The organism is Rubripirellula tenax, from assembly GCF_007860125.1.
GTDB lineage: Bacteria > Planctomycetota > Planctomycetia > Pirellulales > Pirellulaceae > Rubripirellula > Rubripirellula tenax.
Genome location: NZ_SJPW01000006.1, coordinates 70,336 through 88,921, shown reverse-complemented (window position 1 = coordinate 88,921; position 18,586 = coordinate 70,336). Strand labels below are relative to the sequence as shown.

The 18,586-nt window shown below is 57.8% G+C and carries 9 protein-coding genes; 6 read left to right on the top strand and 3 right to left on the bottom strand.

Annotated elements, in window-relative coordinates; genetic code table 11:
- Positions 1–51: 51 nt before the first annotated feature.
- Positions 52–780 (top strand): hypothetical protein, encoded by a 729-nt coding sequence (locus tag Poly51_RS21340; RefSeq protein WP_146459951.1) that lies wholly within the window; start codon positions 52–54, stop codon positions 778–780.
- A gap of 476 nt (positions 781–1,256) precedes the next feature.
- Here the strand turns inward: Poly51_RS21340 and Poly51_RS21335 are convergent, their stop codons facing one another.
- On the bottom strand, positions 1,257–4,937 hold the full coding sequence (locus Poly51_RS21335) for a DUF4347 domain-containing protein (protein WP_146459949.1): 3,681 nt from the start codon (positions 4,935–4,937) through the stop codon (positions 1,257–1,259).
- 267 nt (positions 4,938–5,204) lie between these two features.
- On the opposite strand from Poly51_RS21335, the gene Poly51_RS21330 reads away from it, so the two are divergent.
- Both Poly51_RS21330 and Poly51_RS21325 read left to right on the top strand, forming a co-directional pair.
- Positions 5,205–7,847 (top strand): beta strand repeat-containing protein, encoded by a 2,643-nt coding sequence (locus Poly51_RS21330; protein ID WP_146459948.1) that lies wholly within the window; start codon positions 5,205–5,207, stop codon positions 7,845–7,847.
- Positions 7,844–9,223: a tetratricopeptide repeat protein gene (locus tag Poly51_RS21325; RefSeq protein WP_146459946.1), complete on the top strand. Its 1,380-nt coding sequence runs from the start codon at positions 7,844–7,846 to the stop codon at positions 9,221–9,223. Before Poly51_RS21330 ends, Poly51_RS21325 begins: the two co-directional genes overlap by 4 nt.
- Before the next feature lie 63 nt (positions 9,224–9,286).
- On the opposite strand, the gene Poly51_RS21320 is transcribed toward Poly51_RS21325, so the two are convergent.
- On the bottom strand, positions 9,287–10,969 hold the full coding sequence (locus tag Poly51_RS21320; RefSeq protein ID WP_146459945.1) for a M20/M25/M40 family metallo-hydrolase: 1,683 nt from the start codon (positions 10,967–10,969) through the stop codon (positions 9,287–9,289).
- A gap of 117 nt (positions 10,970–11,086) precedes the next feature.
- Between Poly51_RS21320 and Poly51_RS21315 the strand changes: the two genes are divergently transcribed.
- The 3 genes from Poly51_RS21315 (at position 11,087) to Poly51_RS21305 (ending at position 16,278) form a co-directional block, all read left to right on the top strand.
- Positions 11,087–12,160, top strand: a complete 1,074-nt coding sequence (locus tag Poly51_RS21315) for an aminoglycoside phosphotransferase family protein (RefSeq protein WP_146459944.1) — start codon at positions 11,087–11,089, stop codon at positions 12,158–12,160.
- 88 nt (positions 12,161–12,248) lie between these two features.
- On the top strand, positions 12,249–14,906 hold the full coding sequence (locus Poly51_RS21310; RefSeq protein ID WP_146459942.1) for a protein-disulfide reductase DsbD family protein: 2,658 nt from the start codon (positions 12,249–12,251) through the stop codon (positions 14,904–14,906).
- 4 nt (positions 14,907–14,910) lie between these two features.
- Positions 14,911–16,278, top strand: coding sequence for a tRNA modification GTPase (locus Poly51_RS21305; RefSeq protein ID WP_146459940.1), 1,368 nt, complete (start codon positions 14,911–14,913; stop codon positions 16,276–16,278).
- Position 16,279: 1 nt separating this feature from the next.
- Here the strand turns inward: Poly51_RS21305 and Poly51_RS21300 are convergent, their stop codons facing one another.
- Positions 16,280–18,586, bottom strand: a complete 2,307-nt coding sequence (locus Poly51_RS21300) for a hypothetical protein (RefSeq protein ID WP_146459938.1) — start codon at positions 18,584–18,586, stop codon at positions 16,280–16,282.

Here is an 18,586-nt window from a genome sequence, read left to right as displayed (position 1 = left end):
GGAGCAACTACAATCGAACCAGCAGATCAACAATGAAATAAAGGCAAAGATATGAGAAGCGACTTCCGATACATCGGTGCGATGGCCTGCACGTTGCTCATGGCATGTAGTCATGCCAACGGTGGCACGCTGATGTCGACTTGGACCGAAGTGGGGGATGCCGGTGACACATTGGCGACTGCAAACATCACCTTTGGCTCGTCCCTGACGTCGATTGTCGGTACCCTTCCGGACAACGATCCAAGCGGTGTGGATATATTCGCTTTATCGATCACCAATCCGAGTATGTTCTCGGCGTCGACCGATAATTTTCCAGCGACAGATCTACTGGATTCATGGTTGTATCTTTTCGATGAGAATGGACTTGGGGTTGCTGCCAGCGCGACCACGATCGGTGGTAGCCCAAACGCTACGATCAGCCAGGGATCCGTCACCGCTCCAGCCGGACTGTTTTTTCTAGCGGTAACTCGATTTGAGTCCGTTCCCCAAAGTTTGCTTGGATCGATTTTCACCGATCTATTTTCGGCGTCGACGAATGGAGAAGTCATCGGCCCCTTGGGGCCCGGTGGCAACAGTCCACTTACTTCTTGGACCAACCCGCAGCCTCTGCTGGACAACGCAAACTATCGAATCGATTTGACAGGTGCAGGCCCGGCGGTGCCGGAACCCACCACTGCGATCATTTGGATCGTATTTGCGGCCTCTTTGATTGGCTACGAACGCAGGATGAGGGTTCGTTCGCAAGCGGGCCGTGTCGATTTGCATCAGCCAGTTGGATGAGAGAGTTCTCCGGTGATCATCGGACCGGTGATGCTTCGCGACATCCTGGGCAGCAATCCGATCGGATGCTTGGATTGCGTCGGAGAGGTATCTCCAGAGAGTGTCGGTTTTTAAGGTCGACTCGCAGAATCAAACGCGGATTGGCGTTCACTTCATTCTTCGCTGTATCTCCTCTTGCTTGCCTACGGTGAATACGAATTTTGAGCACGCGATCGACTGCTCGATGCGAACGGAGACGTCCACCGTGCGGGATAGGAGATCATTGCCCCGTTGAATGCGTTGCCGGGCGTCAACGCGTACTACTGTTCGTCGTTGACACGGACTCGGAAGTCGGTCCGCCAACGCAGTGCCCGCGATGCGAAACGCAGCTCAGTACGTTTCTGAATGGTGAGCTTGGTCGATGCGAGTCCTGCAGGAGCGTCTTGTAGCGGGGTTGGCCGCCACAAGGCGAGATTTCTTTCCGGTTAGCCGGGACGCTACACCGTTTGGAATTCGAGTCGGCCGACGGATCCGCTGGCGATGTCGACGTAATACATGAAGCCGTCGTTGGCCATTTGCATGTCGACCAAGAAACCAAGCGCGGCCGATGCGACTTCGACGTCCAAAAGGGATCCGTTGGCATCGAACCGTGCGGCGCGAATGACCTGGTCGCCGATGTCCGTGAACAGCAACGTGTCCTGGTATTCGCCATAGACCGAACTGGTTGCGAAGTCGCCCATCACAATCGCCCGAGCTCCACTGGAATGCAGTCTCGCCCAAACCGGCGCCGTGACGACGGGATTGGTGGCGTAATAGGCCTGGACCTGCGGCAGATCTCGATACCTGCTGGTCTGCAAGCTGGTGCCGTTGCCGCCGCCTTCGAACGCGGGCCAACCGAAATTTGCGCCGCGGCCGGTGTTGATTTCTTCCCACTGGGTCCACCCGACATCGCCGACATAAAATTCGCCCGACGTTTGATCGATGGCGAATCGAAAGCCATTGCGAAGTCCGTATGCGTAGACCTTCGAGGCGTTGGAAGTCACGTCGCCGTCGAAGAACGGATTGTCGGGCAGCCCGTCGCCGGTGATTGGGTCAATGCGGAGCAGTTTGCCGGCCAGGCTGTCCAGATCAAGCGATCGCAAGTTGACCGGATCAGCACGCCCAAACGAGCCTCCGTCACCCGTGGTCGCGTAAAGCATTCCGTCGGGACCAAATTCCAAGTCGCCGATCGTGTGACTGGTTTCGTCGCTGGGGATGCAATCGTCGATCGGGTTGCCGCTGGCATCAAAGCACGAATGCGGATCGCCCAAGTCGGGGCGTTTGTTGGGAGTACCGATGTTGGCGTAAGTGCTGTTTTCGCCAACCAAGACGACGCCGCTATTCGGGTTCGCGAAGGTGCCCGCCGCGTTGACGGTGTAGCGAGAGATCCTTGCCACTCGCGCCCCGTTGCCGTCGACGCCCCCCAGACCGGATTGGCCGATCACTTCGGGCGGGTCGTAGGTGTACGACACATAGATGTACGGGTTGTTGGCGAAGTCGGGATGGACCGCAAAGCCCAGCATGCCGCGGTCCTTGGTCCCGCTGTTGACGATGTTGCGAATGTCCAACAGCGGCGTCGACGCGATGGTGCCGTTCGCATTGACGATACGAACCAAGCCATCTTGCTCGGCAACCAACATGCGACCATCGGGCAACCAGTCGACGGCGATGGGTGTGTCGAAACCGCTGACAAGCGACTGGGCGATCAATTGGCCTTGCACGTCGGGTACGGGCAAGTCGGCGCCGTCGATCAACACCGAGACTTCGGATGCGGTGAGGGCACGGTTGTAGACGCGAGCGTCATCGATGCTGCCTTGGAAGTAATTGTCCACACGTCCGATATCCATGCGATCGAGTGACGTTGGCGCGCGACCGGCAAACTGGTTCGATGAATACACTTCGGCGCCGTTGACGAACGCTTTGTAAGTCGTGCCATCAAATGTGGTTGCCACGTGGTTCCATTTCCCAGGTACCAACACGTCGCCCGTTACGAATGAATTCCAATTCGTTCCGTCGCCGAACCCGGCGTGAATCTTGGTTTGTTGGTAGACCCAAATTCCCGGGTAACGATTGGCGGCGGCGCCCGATTGGTAACCCATGATTCCGTGGAATGCCGAGTCAATGATTTCCGACTTGATCCACACGGATTGAGTGAACGAGCCGCTGCTTAGGTTCAGTGACGGGTTGGGGTTGACCGAGACAAAGTCGTTGACGCCGTCAAAATTCAGGCTGCGCGGATTCGCGGTGTCGGTGTTGGGCGCGTCGGTGGTGGGGCCGTCCGGTGACGCGATGTTTCGGTGGACGCCTGAATTGCCGTTGCCCGAACTGTCCGCGACAGTTTGCCCGATCGCCGTTTCGTTCAACCGCCAATGTCCAACCAGCCCGGTGCCCGTTTCGTCGTCGACGATGGTGACGATGGCCGTTCGGGGCACACCCAATTCAGCGCCATCGACGCGGTACAACGAGACGCTAAATGTTTCGATGGGTTCAATCAAGTTGTCGTCGATCAAGGCGATCGTCGCGGTGGCCGTGGTCTGTCCGTCGGCAAAGACGACGGTGCCCGATGCGTTGCCGACGAAGTCGACACCGTCGGTCGCTTCGATGCCGACCGTTTGATAGAACGCGGTCGCAACGCCGTCACTGCCGCCGGTTCGTGTGAGCGCGATCTGTGCGGTTCCCCCGTTTTCGTCGACCGTCACTTGCGTTACCGCCAGACCGATGGTGCCCGGATTCGTAGCGATGGGTTCGCCATCGAATTGAAAGTACCCGTTGGAGTGAAGCGTTTCGGATTGCCGGAAACCGGGGGTGATGCCGTCCGCGGGCAACCAAGTGCCCGTCGAGTACGTCGTCGGCGCTTCGGTCTGATAAACAACGCCATCAAGTGAGATCTGGTCGACATTCAAATTGCGATCGATTCCGTTCGCCGGATCGTAGACGTCGTTGTCAAACGAGATTCGTATCGAATCCGCATCGACGGTTCCAGCCGCTACGAACGTGTAGACGGCATCCGTTGCGGTGGCGTTCCAAGTTCGCACATCGGCGCCGTCGATCTGCAACGTCATCGCTTCGGCGCCGGTGTCACCGCTGGCGGTGATCGCGACGACGGTGCCGCCACCTGGATTGCCTGGATCGGAAAACTGGAATGTGCCGTCGGTGTGCAGATATTCGGACTCGCGGAAACCGGGCACGATTCCATCGTTCGGTTTCCAGGTGCCAGTTGAAAACACCGCGGGCGATTCGGTTTGAAAAATTTGTCCGTCGACGGTGATGTAGTCGACGCGAAGATTGCGGTCGATTCCCGCGGCGTCATCGTACAGGTCGTTGGTGAACGCGATGCTGATGCGGTCCGCAGAGATCCCGTCGGCTGAATAACTAAAGTCGTTGAATTGGCCGCCGTAAGCATCGCCGCCGATCCCGTTCCAAGTTGCGACAACGCTGCCATCAATTCGCAGTTGCATGTTTTCTTCGCCCGTCACGCCGGCAGCGCGGATCGTGATCGGCAGAAGTCCTTTGTACGAATCTCGCGCCAACGATGAGAACGCGGTCGCGGCATCAACGTGACCGAACTGCTTTTCGAGAAGCCAATCCGAGTTAGCATTGGTGTTGCCGGTGAAGTTCGTCGAAGCGGCAACATCGGTGCCTGTCATGCGTCCGATGGCGCGCATCAATTGCGACCCCCGTTCGCCTCGGCCGACTTCGCAGCCGTAGATCAAAAAGTCGGCGCCGTTGTTCATCGCAGTGGCCCAGCTGCTGAGCTGCGATTGAAACTGTTCGACCGAGCCATGGTCCAAGATGTCGTTGCCGATTTGCAGACGACCGGCTTGACCGTGGGTGACCAAGTGAACCGAAGTGATGCCGCGGCGTCGGGCAAGTTCGCGAGTGATTTGGTCGATGCCACTTTCATCGCTCTGGATCAAAACCACTTCGGCGCCGTCGACCACTCCACCGACCAGACTTTCCAAGTCGTCCACCGATGTATCAATGAAGACGATCGAAGTGCAGTCGGCCCGGGTAACGGACTCGGCAAAAGGGGCCGGCGAAGCGACGGCGACGCCCGCATCCGCGGCCAACATCAACCGCTTTTCAAGTTCCAAAATTGACCAAGGAGCGGACGAACGACGGTGTGGGGTGCGAATCATGGTGGTTAACGAGCTTTGCGGTACCTTGGGAGGCTTTGGTCTAGCCCCCCGATGGTAACTCAAACGGCCCGGGTTTGCTGCCGCCAAGCCTTCTACCGAAGACGCCGCGTTCCGTTGGGGGCGATGCGGATCAAAAAAATCTTTACGAATTTCGAGGGCGGTACCATTGACGCCCTCGAACCCCCCACGTGACAGTTTGGGCAGTCTGAACAGGCCGGGACGACAGTATCCGATTGTCGCTGCCAAGTCAGTGAGCGTGGATTCATCATGAAGCGTTTAACTTGCGTTGGTTTTGGGTTGTCGGGCAATGGAAAGCGTCGCCGTATGCGACTGGCCGCGGCATTGTTGGGATTGGGAACTTCAGTTGCTTGGTTTGGTAATCCTGCGTCGGCTCAAACGACGTGGGCGTTCCCGACGACGGGAACGTGGTCGGATGCGACGAAATGGAGCACGGGCGTTGTTCCTGATAACGCTGCGGAAAACGTACTGGTCAGCCAATCGGGTACTTACACGGTAACGTTGGATGACAATCGGTCGATCAACGATCTGACTTTGAATGCCGGTGCGGCCACTTTTCGCCACACGTCAGGAATTCTGTCCCTTAACGGCGCGCTACAAGTCCTCGCCGGCCGTTACGAATTAGCGGGCGGTACGCTTTCGGGTGGCACGCTAACGGGCAACGATCTGGCTTACGTTTACGGCGCGCTCGATGCGGTGTCAGTGACCGGTGGGATAACACTTTCCGAACCGTCGGGTTACGTCACGTTCGCCGGCGGAACAACGGTTGCCGGTGACATCGCTGTCGAAAATACTTCAACGATCTATGTCGACCAAACATTTAGTTTGAACAGTCAAACGATGACTCTAGGCGATGCGGGTGGCACAACCAGCGGCGTCGTCTATTTGCTAACCGGTTCCATGGTGACGATCGACAGCGGTTCGACGGTACGTGCCAACGCAGCCGGTTTTTATCTTCAAGGTGGCGAGCTGATCAACGAGGGACTGATCGAAGCTACTTTGTCGACCAATTCGGGACTGTACGACTTTGGCGGCGGAACGTTTACCAATCGCGGAACGGTTACGGCTTCCAACGGAGCCATCCTTGACGTTGGCTCGGGAAATACGACCAACGTCGGTGGCACGATGTCGTCAACACTGGGGTCATCGCTGACGATGAGCGGGGCGTGGTCCAACAGCGGCGGTGTATTGTCGACCGACGGCACGTCGTCGCTTTCACTCGGCGGCACATTCGACACCGCGAATCTGGGAACGATCAACCGGGCAACGGGCGGTAACGTTTACATCACCGGGGCTCAAAACAACGTCGGCAGCACGTTTAGTCCCGGTGCCGGGTGGACGTTGGCGGGCGGTACGATTTCGGGTGGCACGCTGACGGGCAACGATTTGGCTTACGCGTCCGGCGTGCTCGACGCGGTGTCAGTGACCGGTGGGATAACACTTTCCGAACCGTCGGGTTACGTCACGCTGTCTGGCGGCACGACAGTGGCCGGTGACATTGCTGTCGAAAACAATTCGACGATCTATGTCGATCAAGCATTTAGTTTGAGCAGTCAAACGATGACTCTTGGCGATGCGGGCGGCACAACCAGCGGCGTCGTCTATTTGCTAACCGGTTCCATGGTGACGATCGACAGCGGTTCGACGGTACGTGCCAACGCAGCCGGTTTTTATCTTCAAGGTGGCGAGCTGATCAACGAGGGACTGATCGAAGCTACTTTGTCGACCAATTCGGGACTGTACGACTTTGGCGGCGGAACGTTTACCAATCGCGGAACGGTTACGGCTTCCAACGGAGCCATCCTTGACGTTGGCTCGGGAAATACGACCAACGTCGGTGGCACGATGTCGTCAACACTGGGGTCATCACTGACGATGAGCGGGGCGTGGTCCAACAGCGGCGGTGTATTGTCGACCGACGGCACGTCGTCGCTTTCACTCGGCGGCACATTCGATACCGCAAACTTGGGCACCATCAACGTCGCTTCGGGTGGCAAGGTTTACATCTCAGGGACTCAAACCAACGTCGGCAGCACGTTTAGCCCCGGCCCTGGATGGACCTTGGCGGGCGGTACGATTTCGGGTGGCACATTGAACGGCAACAGTTTGGCCTACTCGTATGGGGCCCTCGACGCGGTGTCAGTGACCGGCGGGATGACACTTTCCGAACCGTCGGGTTACGTCACGGTCATGGGCGGCACGACGATTGCGGGTGACATTGGTATCGACAATTCGTCCACGCTCTACATCGACCAGGATCACACCTTCAGCAATCAGAAGGTGACCTTGGGTGACGTAAGCGGCACGACCGCAGGAACAGTTTACTTTTATCAATCGGTCAGCACCGGCAATGAGGCAACGTTCGCTTCGGATTCTCAATTGGTTGGCAACGGGACGGTATTTTCGTCCACGGTTCCGGTTCACTTGGACGGCACGATCAGCCCCGGGTTCAGCGTAGGAATTTTGTATTTCAATGGCGATGGTGAGTTCGACTTGGGCAGCACGGCGATGCTGGACATCGAATTGGGTGGCACGAACCCGGGCGAGTTTGACACGCTGACGTTCGATAGGTTGACGTTGGGTGGTGGACTGAATGTTTCACTTGTCAACGGTTTTACTTTGGCCGATGGGATGGTATTCGATTTCTTGTTCGTCAGTGATCCGATCAGCGGAACGGGGATGTTCAACGGTTTGAATAACCTGGACACCGTGGGCACGTTCGGCGGGTTCGACTTGAAGGTTGCTTATGGTGTCGGCGACGGCAACAACGACGTCCGATTGTTCAGCGTCGTGACGGCCGTTCCGGAACCGTCTGCGGTGGCCGCACTTGCGATGGGAGGTTTGGTCGTCATCGGATATCGCAAACGTCGGCAAAAACTGGTGCTAGCGTGAAGCGATCACGGCAGCTCGCTTTGATTGCGATCGGGTTTGCATGGCTAGTACCGTGCGTGATCGCCCGCGCGGACGTGACTTCGTTTATCGATGGAGTAGGCGAACTGCCGCAGGATGTTCCGGGTGAGAATGCTGTTCTCGCTAAGCGGATCAGCCACGCAAAGGACTTGATCGCGAAGGGACTGCTAAGCGAAGCAGCCGAACATTTGGAAGTCCTGCGGACGCACCCCGAAGTTTCAGATGTTGACGTCGTCATCGCGGACCTGCTGTTTTCGGCCGGTCGTGGTTTTGAGGCTCAGCAATGGCTCGAACGAGCTTCCGCAATCGGGCCTCAGCGTGTTGGTATTTACTTGTCCTTTGCCGAATTGGCCGTTCGGCAACGTCGTTGGTTTGACGGGTGGGCGTTGACGGGGCTGGCGGAACGCATTGATCCGCCGCGGCATTGGTCGCCAGCGATGAAGGGCCGTGTTGCCGATCGGCTTAAGTTGTTGAAAGCGATCTGTTGTGAAGGGCGTTCTGATTGGGATCAGGCGAGGGAAGCTTACAGTTCGCTAATCGAGGCGTCTGCGGAATTGTCGGAGACGGTCGCTCGTCAGGCTTACTCGGGCTTGGCGCGATCCTGTTTTCTAGCAAAGGACTATCAGTCAGCGTTTACGGCGCTGACGAATCTTGCGGCGAAGGTTCCCGCGATTGGGAATCCAGATCAAATGATGGCGGCCTTATACGAACAGGCTGGCATGGTCGCCGAAGCGGATGAAGCCTATCAAAAATCGGTTCGGGCATCCGTCGGAGGTCAACAAACAGCCGCTCGGCTTGCGTACGCGAGGTTCTTGTTACACACCAATGCACCGGAGAAGGCGAAGCCGCTATTGGGCGATTCGAAGATGCCGGTTTCGGGAGACCCGACCGAGGAGGCCGAGCGATTTTTTTTGCTGGCCGTATCCGCTCGCTTGGAAGGTCGTTTCAGCGATGCGATGACGATTCTTTCCAAGTTACACCAAGAACGTCCCGATTCGGTCGCCGCGGCGATGCAGTTGGCGGTAGTCCTTGTTGATCGGCAAGACGAATCGATGCGGGCACGCGCGATGCAGATTGCGGAATCCGTCGTTCGCAATCTGCCAAGTTCAAGCGATGCGTGGGCAACCTTGGGGTGGGTGCAGCTGCGACTGGGTGACACTGCGGCAGCGGACAAAAGCTTGGCGGAGTCATTAAAATTGAGCAAGCCGTCGCGGGACACGCTCTACTACATGGCCGAATTCAAAAGGGCGATGGGGAAAACGGACGACGCAAATGCGTTGATGCAACTTTACGATACCGCCGCGGGCCCAAGATTCTTTGCCCGAGATCAGCATAGCAAGCCAGCTCGCAAGCTTTGACCAACGAACGAATACGCCGCCGTTGAAACGGCGCGGTTTGAACTTTTGCGTTCCGCCGTCGGATCACGGATTTTCTGCTATGGCTTTCTGGCGAGCGGCTTCGAACTCGTCCCCCGCAGTCCAGGCCGGCATTTCGGCGGCATCTGCGACACGACGACCGACGTGGAACAGCAAGCGTGTGTCGTCAATTGCGCCGGTCAAGTCCCAATCTTCTAGGTATTCATCGCTGGGTTGGTGATAGATCTTTTCGACCCACTGGTCGAGTTGCTCTTTTCCCCAACCATCCGGCTTGCCGATCACTTGGATGCCCGAATGTAGGTAGACGCCGGGAACGCCGATCTTGGCGAGACTGAATTGATCACTGCGGTAGTAGTATCCGCGATCGGGAAAATGATCCGGAGTCACGATTCGTCCTTGTGCTTTTGCGATCGCTTGGACGTGTGCGTCGAGTGATGATTTTCCCATGCCGATCACATTCACATCGTGCGTGCGACCGATGATGTTGGTGCCGTCCATGTTGATCACGGCGGCCAATTTTCCAGCAGAAATGGGCGGGTCGGCGGCAAAGTAACGTGATCCGAGCAGCCCTTGCTCTTCGGCGGCCACGGCGGCGAACATGATCGAGCGGGCTGGGCGAGGTTCTAGCTGGGCATAGGCTTTTGCCATTGCCAAAAGTGCGGCGACACCCGATGCGTTGTCGATGGCGCCGTTGTAAATATTGTCGCCGTTGATGTCACGTTCGGCTGACATGCCAAGGTGATCGTGGTGAGCCATGTAGACGACGTGTTCGTCGCGCCGGTCGGGGTCGCTGCCGGGAAGTACTGCGATCACGTTTGCCGTGTCTTGTTGGCGGACCGACGCGGTCAATTCGATCGAAAGCGTTACACCCAGCGGCACCGGTCGGAAATCACGCGATTCGGCCGCCGCGCGTAGTTCGTCCAAGTCCTTGCCGGCAAGCGTCGCGATCTTCTTCGCAGCATCGTCGGTCGACCATGCTTTTAATTTCATCCGTGGCGTTTCAACACCTCGCAATTCAAACTCTTCACCCGCCCACGACGTCTGGATCACTTGCCAGGGATAGCCAGCGGAAGGCGTCGTGTGAATGATGATTGCACCGGCGGCACCTTGTCGCGCGGCACTTTCGTACTTGTAGTCCCAACGGCCGTAATACAAACGACGACTACCTTCGAACAGTTCCGGATCGTCGGCGGGATCGTTGTTCATGATGACCAGAATTTTTCCGCGCAGATCCGCGTCTTTAAAATCGTCCCAATCGTATTCGGGTGCTTGAATGCCGTAGCCGACGAAGATCAATTCGGCATCGTCGACCGAAGCAGATTCGGTCGGGCTCCCGATCGTCGACATGAAATCATCCACCGACTTCAGCGTTAGGTTCTCGTCGCCGGATCGAAACGTGACCGTCGGTGGTGCGTTGGTGTTGACGCCGACCAGCGGCACGGACTGTAACCACTGGCCATCGCCGGCGGCGGGCGACAAACCGAGCGTTTGAAACTGGGTCGACAAATACAGCTGGGTGATCGCATCGCCGCGCGATCCTGGACCGCGGCCTTCCAGAAGGTCGTCGGCGAGAAAACGAACGTGTCCTCGCAAACCGTCTTCGTCGATGACCTCTGCGGCGGCCATTTCAGCGGTTGTGAGGGAATGGGTGGCCGTCGTATCTTGAGCCGACGCCAGCGATGTGCATGCTAAGACGAAGACGAGGGAAGTGAACCGGAAACGTTTCATCGCGTATCTGTCCGTTGATGATCGAGAGACAAAGTGATTCTCCGAAGTCTGACGAAGAACTCAAAGCAACGTCCTGTGCGTGCTGTTACCAAAGCTTACCCATTTTTTTGATCGTTGATGGACTCGCCCATTCCCGCCGACGTGCATCGCTGGGTAAACCAAGTCCATCGGATCGATTGGGCGAAGGCGGTTCCGGCGGGGTTCAGTGGCGGCGTCGTCTATGATTGCCGCGCGGGCTCGGTGGATCGCTTCGCGCTAAAGATGTGGCCTGCGGGCACCTCGCGGACTCGTGTTGACGAAGTTCACGCGATCGTGCGGATGGCTCGGCAAAATGGTTGCCCGTACGTGCCAGAGACCATTGCAACGGCAACGATCGGTGGTCGCCAATGGGAATTGGCGACTTGGATGCCTGGGGACGTCGCCGCCGATGATGCGACCGTCGAAACGATCCAGCTTGGCGCAGCTGCGATCGCTCGATTCCATCGCTCGGTCGTTTCCGCCGGTTTGGCAAGCCAATTGTCGAGCCCATTGTCGAGCCAAGTGTCGAAGGCCGTTACGTCGCGGATCGAGCGACTGGCTTCGCTGCGTCACGAAGTTCCCCAGGTGTTGACCGTCGTAGATCGGGGCGTCCCTGAACTGCCACATCGATTGGCTGTCGCCGTGGATCGTGCGGTCCAGAAGCTGCGAAGCGGATGGCTTGCTGCGTCGGGCCGCATCGCTGCCCGTCTGTCGGATTTCGAGAAGCGACCGGTGCCGTCGCAAGTCGTTCTGTGCGACGTTCATCGCGAGCACGTCTTGTTTGCGGATGGCGGGGTGAGCGGCTTGATCGACTTTGACGCCGTACGGCTGGATTCGCCCGCGACGGATTTGGCTCGTTGGATCGGCGGATTTTTGGTCCATCGGGACCGAGAAAGTCGAAACGAAGTCTGGGAAGCCGGTATGGCGGGTTTTCGAGAAGAAAACGTATTGAATGGCAAGCTGGCGACGGACATGGACGATATCAGCTTTCTCGCCTTAGCACGTGCGCTGCACAACGCGACGATGTGGATCGGGCTGGCAAATTGGCTAACTTGGATCGTCCTTGAAAATCGCTCGTTTCATGCTGATATATTAAGAATTGCCGAGCGTATCGACGTTTTGACAGAACTGGCCGACAGCGACGAACCACCTTGGGGTCACAGTCTGCGGTAGCTGGGAAGGCTGCGATCGGGCTGCTTCGTTGACTGAACAATCCTGTCACAAGTAGAATTCGCGGGCTGGACCCTTCAAAAACAAAATCATGAACCATAGAAAACACACGACCAACACCGGCTGGCTGGCCGCTCTGTTCGCTTTCTTGCTGCTGGGAATGGTGGGATGGGATAGCGGCCGGGCAATGGCACAGGGAGACTTCGACGCCGGTGGCGACGTGTTTCCCAACTTCACACTTGGTGGCTTTGGTGCTAGCAACCGTGCTGCCGAGCCGGTCACCTTTCAAGCAAAATACTATGCCGAACCCTCGGGTGACGGCGTGCTTGAAATTGAAGCGGAATTGGCTCCGTCGTATCACATCTATTCGACGACCCAACCGCCGGGCGGCCCGCTGCGTACGAAGTTCAAGTTGAAGTCGCCCCAGGACGTCAGTATCGTTGGTGACTTCACGCCTGAAGCACCGCCATCAAAAAGCATCTCGTCGCAATACAACGGTCTGACGGTCGAAGAACACGAGGACTTTGTCGTTTGGACAGCACCCATCAAAGTCCCGTTCGGATTTGAGGATTCGATTCGAATCGACGTCAACGGTTTGGTTTGCGAAACGATCGACGGCAGTTGTTTGCCGATTCGCGAAACGTTGGTAGCCCAGTACGGTGGCCCAATTCCGGCGACAGGGCCAGCGACCGAACCGACCGCGACCGTGGCGATGAATCAAACGGCAACGGCCGTCGAACCGACGACCGCAACGGTCAAGTCCGCGAAGCCGACATGGTTTCGCGACAAAGACTATGTCGTCCAGTGGGCGGCGTCGCTAAGTCCGGCGCAAGTCGCGCCGGGCGGAACGGCGATGTTGACGTTCACTGCAAAGCCAGACAAATCGTTCCACGTTTATCGCGCCGCGATCGACGACGCCGAATCGTCCACCAATTTCGTCGTGACCGAAAAAAGTGGCATGAAAGTCGGCGGGCCGAAAGCGGACAAGCCAGTCATCAGCAAATCGATTGTGCCAACGTTGCCACCAGTTCACTACTACGGCGGCGAAGTTTCTTGGACGGTGCCGATCGCGGTGCCCGCCGATGCGGCGCCGGGTCTAAAAAATATCGAAGGCTTTGTCGCCTACCAGGCTTGTACGGACAACAGTTGTCACCGTCCGGTGGCATTGAAGTTTGCGACCACGCTAGAGGTCGCCGGCGTGTCGGCGGCGGGTGAAGGTCCTGTCACGTTCGCCAGCGCCAAGTCAGCCGTCGCGCTGGACGCGGCAGCCGAGACGAAGTGGGTCGACGACGTCACGGTCCCCCGAGTCGCGCCGCAACCCGAACAGGGAAATGCCAGTATCGAAGACGATTCCGAGGCCAATTCGGAAGCGTCCTTGCCGATCGTCGGTTCGATTGGATCCAACGGTACTGGTGGAACTGGTACAGGTGGCAACTCGACGACTGCTGCTCCGCTCGCAGCGTCCGCGACTTCGTTTCCCGTCATTTTGTTCTTCGCCTTCGTTGGCGGGGTCATCTTGAACGTGATGCCGTGCGTCTTGCCGGTGGTCGGATTGAAGATCATGGGCTTTGTCAGCCAAGCCGGTGAAGACCGACGTCGCGTGCTGATGCTGAACTTGGTTTATGCGGCCGGCATTTTAGCCGTCTTTGCGTTTTTAGCGATGCTGGCGGTTGTGTTCAAGTTTGGATGGGGGCAGCAGTTCACGTACTTTCCCGTCAAGCTGGGCCTAACACTTGGGCTTTTTGCACTCGCACTTAGCTATCTGGGCGTTTGGGAAATTCCCGCACCCGGTATGGCTTCGAACAAAGCGTCGCAAGAACTGCAGAGTCGCGAAGGTTTGACCGGCGCGTTTTCCAAGGGTGTTTTCGCGACGGTTTTGGCGACACCCTGCAGCGGTCCGCTGTTGGGTTACATCTTAGGTTTGACGCTCGGGTTGTCGTCGATCCAAACGGTTTTGATTTTCATGACGGTCGGCCTTGGTATGTCGCTGCCGTACTTGCTGATCGGGATGCAGCCGAAGTTGATTTCGTGGCTTCCCAAACCTGGGAACTGGATGGAGACGTTCAAGGAGTTCATGGCGTTTCTGTTTTTGGGTACGGTCGCGTTCTTCTTTGCACAGTTCCAGGACTACCAAAAGCTGCCCGTGTTCGTTTCCTTGATCGGCGTGTGGTTCGGTTGTTGGGTAATCGGACAGGTTCCGTCGTGGTCTGAGTTGCCCAAACGCATGACGGCGTGGACGGGTGGGATCGCTGCCGCGGCACTGATTTCCTATGCCGCGTTTGTCAATTTGGTACCGGGACCGAAAGTCTTGGCTTGGGAAGACTACAGCGAGATGCGGCTGAATCAGCTGCAAGCGGAAGGCAAGACTGTTCTGCTGGACTTCTCTGCCAAATGGTGCACCAACTGCATCTACAATTACGAGTTCGCGATCAACACCGAACCGACGCGTAAGCTGGTCGATCAATTGGATGCGGTTGCGATGTACGCCGACTACACCGATTTTGACGAAGCCATCCAGCAGAAACTTGAAGAGTTGGAAAGTCGGTCGATCCCGCTTTTGGCGATCTATCCCGGGCGAGCGCCGGACCAACCGATCATCCTTCGTGATCTTTTGAGTCAGCAAAACGTCCTCGATGCATTGGAGCAAGCGGGCGAGAGTGTCGGTCGTCCGTCGGGGCAAGTGACGTCGACGACCGAGCCGGCTTCGCTGGTTTCACGACACGGCGAATCTGACGGCGCGAGCCGCTGATCGCGTGTGGGACCTTGATGAAACGATCGTAGCGATCGCCTCGCCCACATCGCCCGCCGTTCGCGGAATCGTGCGAATGTCAGGGCCAGATGTCGCAGCAACGCTTGCGTCGATGGGCATCCCGTCGTCCGGTTTGAATCACACACATCGATTTACATCGCGTGTCGATCTTGGTGATCCGTTGGGCCACTTGGCATTGGACATCATGCTGTGGCCGGATCGCCGAAGCTATACCGGCCAGCCGTCGGCGGAATTGCACACGGTCGGTTCGTTGCCAGTGCTTTCGCGTTTGACGGATGTTGCGGTCTCCTGCGGCGCCAGGGCCGCAAGACCGGGCGAGTTCACGATGCGCGCTTTCTTGGCCGGTCGGTTGGATTTGACGCAGGCCGAAGCCGTACTTGGCGTCATCGATGCCGAAGGCCGCGGGTCGCTTGATCATGCGCTGCGTCAATTGTCGGGCAACCTTTCGCGTCCGCTCGAGTCGATGCGGTCGACACTCTTAGATCTGTTGGCCGATGTCGAAGCCGGGCTCGACTTCGTCGACGAAGACATCGAGTTTGTTAGCGACGAAAACCTGATCGCGCGTTTGGAACAGATCGTCGCCGAGTTGGCCGAAACGGCGCGTGTTATGCAACAACGCGGAGGCGGTGCGGCACGAGCAAAGATCGCGCTGCGAGGTGAACCGAACGCGGGCAAGAGCCAGTTATTGAACTGTTTAACGACGTCGCAAACGGCCATCGTCGCCGACGTGGCGGGGACGACTCGCGATGTCGTTTCGATCGACGGTTTCGTCGGCGACCGGCGTGTGCTGTGGCTGGATACGGCGGGCATCGAAGCGGCGACGGATGGTGTCTCGCAGCAATCGCAAGACCAGGCGACCGAGGCGGCTCGACACGCGGATGTTCGGTTGTGGTGCATCGACGGAAGTCGCAGCGATTATTCCGATGCCGTCCGGCGTTTGCGTGACGAAGCGACGACAAGCGGACGCACCGGAGTGGTGGATTTTTTCTTGGCGACGAAGTGCGATTTGGTCGATGCGTTGACAATAGATTCGAACGAGACGCTGGTTTGCAGTGCTGTGACGGGCGACGGCATCGATGGAGTGATCGACGCAATTCGGAATGCCTTGGACGGGCGTGATGCGGAAGAAACAGGTTCGGTGGTGGGAACCGCGGCCCGTTGCCGGCAATCGCTCGATCGGGCTCAAGAAGCGATCGTGACGGCCATCGAATTGACGCGAACCCGTCGGGGTCACGAGTTTGTATCCGCAGAGATGCGCTTGGCGGCGCAGTGTTTGGGCGAGGTCACCGGCGCGGTCTACACGGACGATATTTTGGACCGCGTGTTCGGTCGGTTCTGTATCGGCAAGTAGTTCATTTCGACACCGTGTGGCGTCGTTGTCGGAATGCCAACCCTGCGCAGCCGATCACCAAGGTCCAAGCAGTAGCGGCCATGCCAATCGTCGGCGTGATCCACCACGGGCGATAGCGAAAACGCACGTGCCACCTTCCGGCTGGGATGGATGTGGCTTGTTTCAATTCGTCGTGCGGAACGACGACAGCGGACTTCCAATTTTCGTTGCCAGTTGCTCGAAATTCTGCGACCCAGTTTCCATCTTGAAAGACCGGTCGGATGATCTCCGACGTGGTGGGCGAATCGATGTGATAGTCGTTTTTCGCTGTGACCGTTTCGGCGGGACGGTTTTTGAAAACGACGTCGACCATTCCGTTGGAAGCACGGTCGGTGCAATGGATCACGCCGTCGATGCTGTAGCGATGCTGTTGATCCGTCCAGAAGTCCGCTCGTTCGGACTCGTTCTTGGTAGACGTCGTGGCACGGGCGTTTTTCCAAAACGTATCCATGGCACGCGAATCGATCGAAACCATGTTGTTGAAGACTGCTTGTTGATCAGCCAAGTGCCAGCGTCCGAACCACGATGCCCGCTGGCTTGCTTCCACGTCGATCAATCGTTCATTGTCCGTGGATTCTTGCCATTGGGTCGGCCATCCACCACCCGATTGAGTTCGCATCCACCGATTGCCAACGGGTGACGGATCCGCAGCAATGGAAGCGACCCGGCGATCTTCATCCGCTCGATTGACGACGTACGTGATGCTGTGGTCAACGAACATCAACTCGATCAGCGTGATGCCGACGACGACCGTGACCCAAGTTGTGTGTTTCCAGTGCTTTGCCCTGCCAAGCAAAACGATGCCGATGATCATCGACAGTGTAACGGCCGAATGGACCAACGATCCCGTGATTTCGGTGAGTCCGCCGGCGAAGTCAAGCGGCCCCCAGAATCTGTCGGCCGGCAGCGAATCGGCGTCACTTAGCCCCGTGCCGTTCCACTTCATCGACGTGACGACGATGGCCGCGCCGGCGATGATGATCGTGACCAAGATGATCGGCCGCCGGGCGTTGGTCCATCGAGACTGGTCAAGCCACCGCGCCGACATCACAGCCGTCCCCAGCGAGAAGAACGTCAACCATTTGGCCGGATACCGGAATGAATCATAGCCGGGGAAAAACTGATACAGACACCAATAGGGACCGCCGACACTGCTGTCGATGTTGCCCAACATTCCGGTGGTCGCTTGCAACCACCACACGCAACCGAAGTGGCCGGTGGCGAGCACCAGCGCGGCGATAGCGATCGCCATGGGTGCATCCATTCGCTCACGCCGGATGCGAATCAATCGATCCAACCACACCAAGGCCGCGAGCATGCCGGCGTAAACGGTCGGAGTCCACATGCGTCCGTCACCGGGAATGCAATGGCTGAGCCTTCGATACGCGGGAAGCAGTGACCCAAACGCGTTGGGTGTGAAAACTTCGACGATGTGCCACGGCGGTAACGAGAACTGGAACGCTTGATGTCGTTTCCCGCCGACGATCGGTGCTTCGACCAAGCTCGTTTCGACGTCGGCGTTGACGCGAACACTTTGTCGGCTCCAAGAAACCGATGCGGCGATTTGAGGCGCGGCTAAGGCGGCCGCCAGCAACGGCGCGGCGACCAAAGTTGCAAAGGTTGCCAGACGTTTTTCTCGATCGGGTACGCGCCGGAAAGTGCGAGACGCGATGATCGCCGCGGCGATCATCATGACGTGCAGCGCCGTTTGTGGGTCTCCGCCAAGGACCATCATCGCCATCGCGAATCCGCTAATGATGATCGTCGACGATGGCTTGCGGTCGCCATGACGTGCTCGACCAATCAGGGCGGCCAAAGCCAACGGCATCCACGCCGCCGCGACCAGATAGGGCGGATTGGTGTACAGAAACCAAACGCTTCCCGACATCGGATACATCACCGCGGCGCACCAAGCCGCATGCCGCCGCACTCCCATCGCTCGGGCAGCAAACGACGCGGCCATCGATGCGACCACCAGATGGATCGCGACGTACCACCCCATGGCGACCGTCGTCGAAATCGGCAGCGCGAATACGAAGTAACGGATCGGATAGAAAACGGCGGTCGTGGTTTCGCCGACAAGTGGAATGCCGGTTTGATCGAGCGGATTCCAGAGCGGCACAGTCTGTTGGCTGCATCGATCGGCGACGTACCCGTAGAGCGGCGTATAGAAATGGCTGACGTCACGAAATGCCAAACGCTCGCGGCCGGTCAAGACGCCGACAAGAAGCAACGCGACGGTGATCGGTACGGCAAACCCTCGGATCAT

Bases quoted from the DNA above. Each gene is read 5' to 3' on its own strand.
- Poly51_RS21315 (WP_146459944.1), top strand. From the start codon at position 11,087: ATGGACTCGCCCATTCCCGCCGACGTGCATCGCTGGGTAAACCAAGTC.
- Poly51_RS21300 (WP_146459938.1), bottom strand. From the start codon at position 18,586: ATGATCCGAGGGTTTGCCGTACCGATCACCGTCGCGTTGCTTCTTGTC.
- Poly51_RS21335 (WP_146459949.1), bottom strand. From the start codon at position 4,937: ATGATTCGCACCCCACACCGTCGTTCGTCCGCTCCTTGGTCAATTTTG.
- Poly51_RS21330 (WP_146459948.1), top strand. From the start codon at position 5,205: ATGAAGCGTTTAACTTGCGTTGGTTTTGGGTTGTCGGGCAATGGAAAG.
- Poly51_RS21340 (WP_146459951.1), top strand. From the start codon at position 52: ATGAGAAGCGACTTCCGATACATCGGTGCGATGGCCTGCACGTTGCTC.
- Poly51_RS21310 (WP_146459942.1), top strand. From the start codon at position 12,249: ATGAACCATAGAAAACACACGACCAACACCGGCTGGCTGGCCGCTCTG.
- Poly51_RS21320 (WP_146459945.1), bottom strand. From the start codon at position 10,969: ATGAAACGTTTCCGGTTCACTTCCCTCGTCTTCGTCTTAGCATGCACA.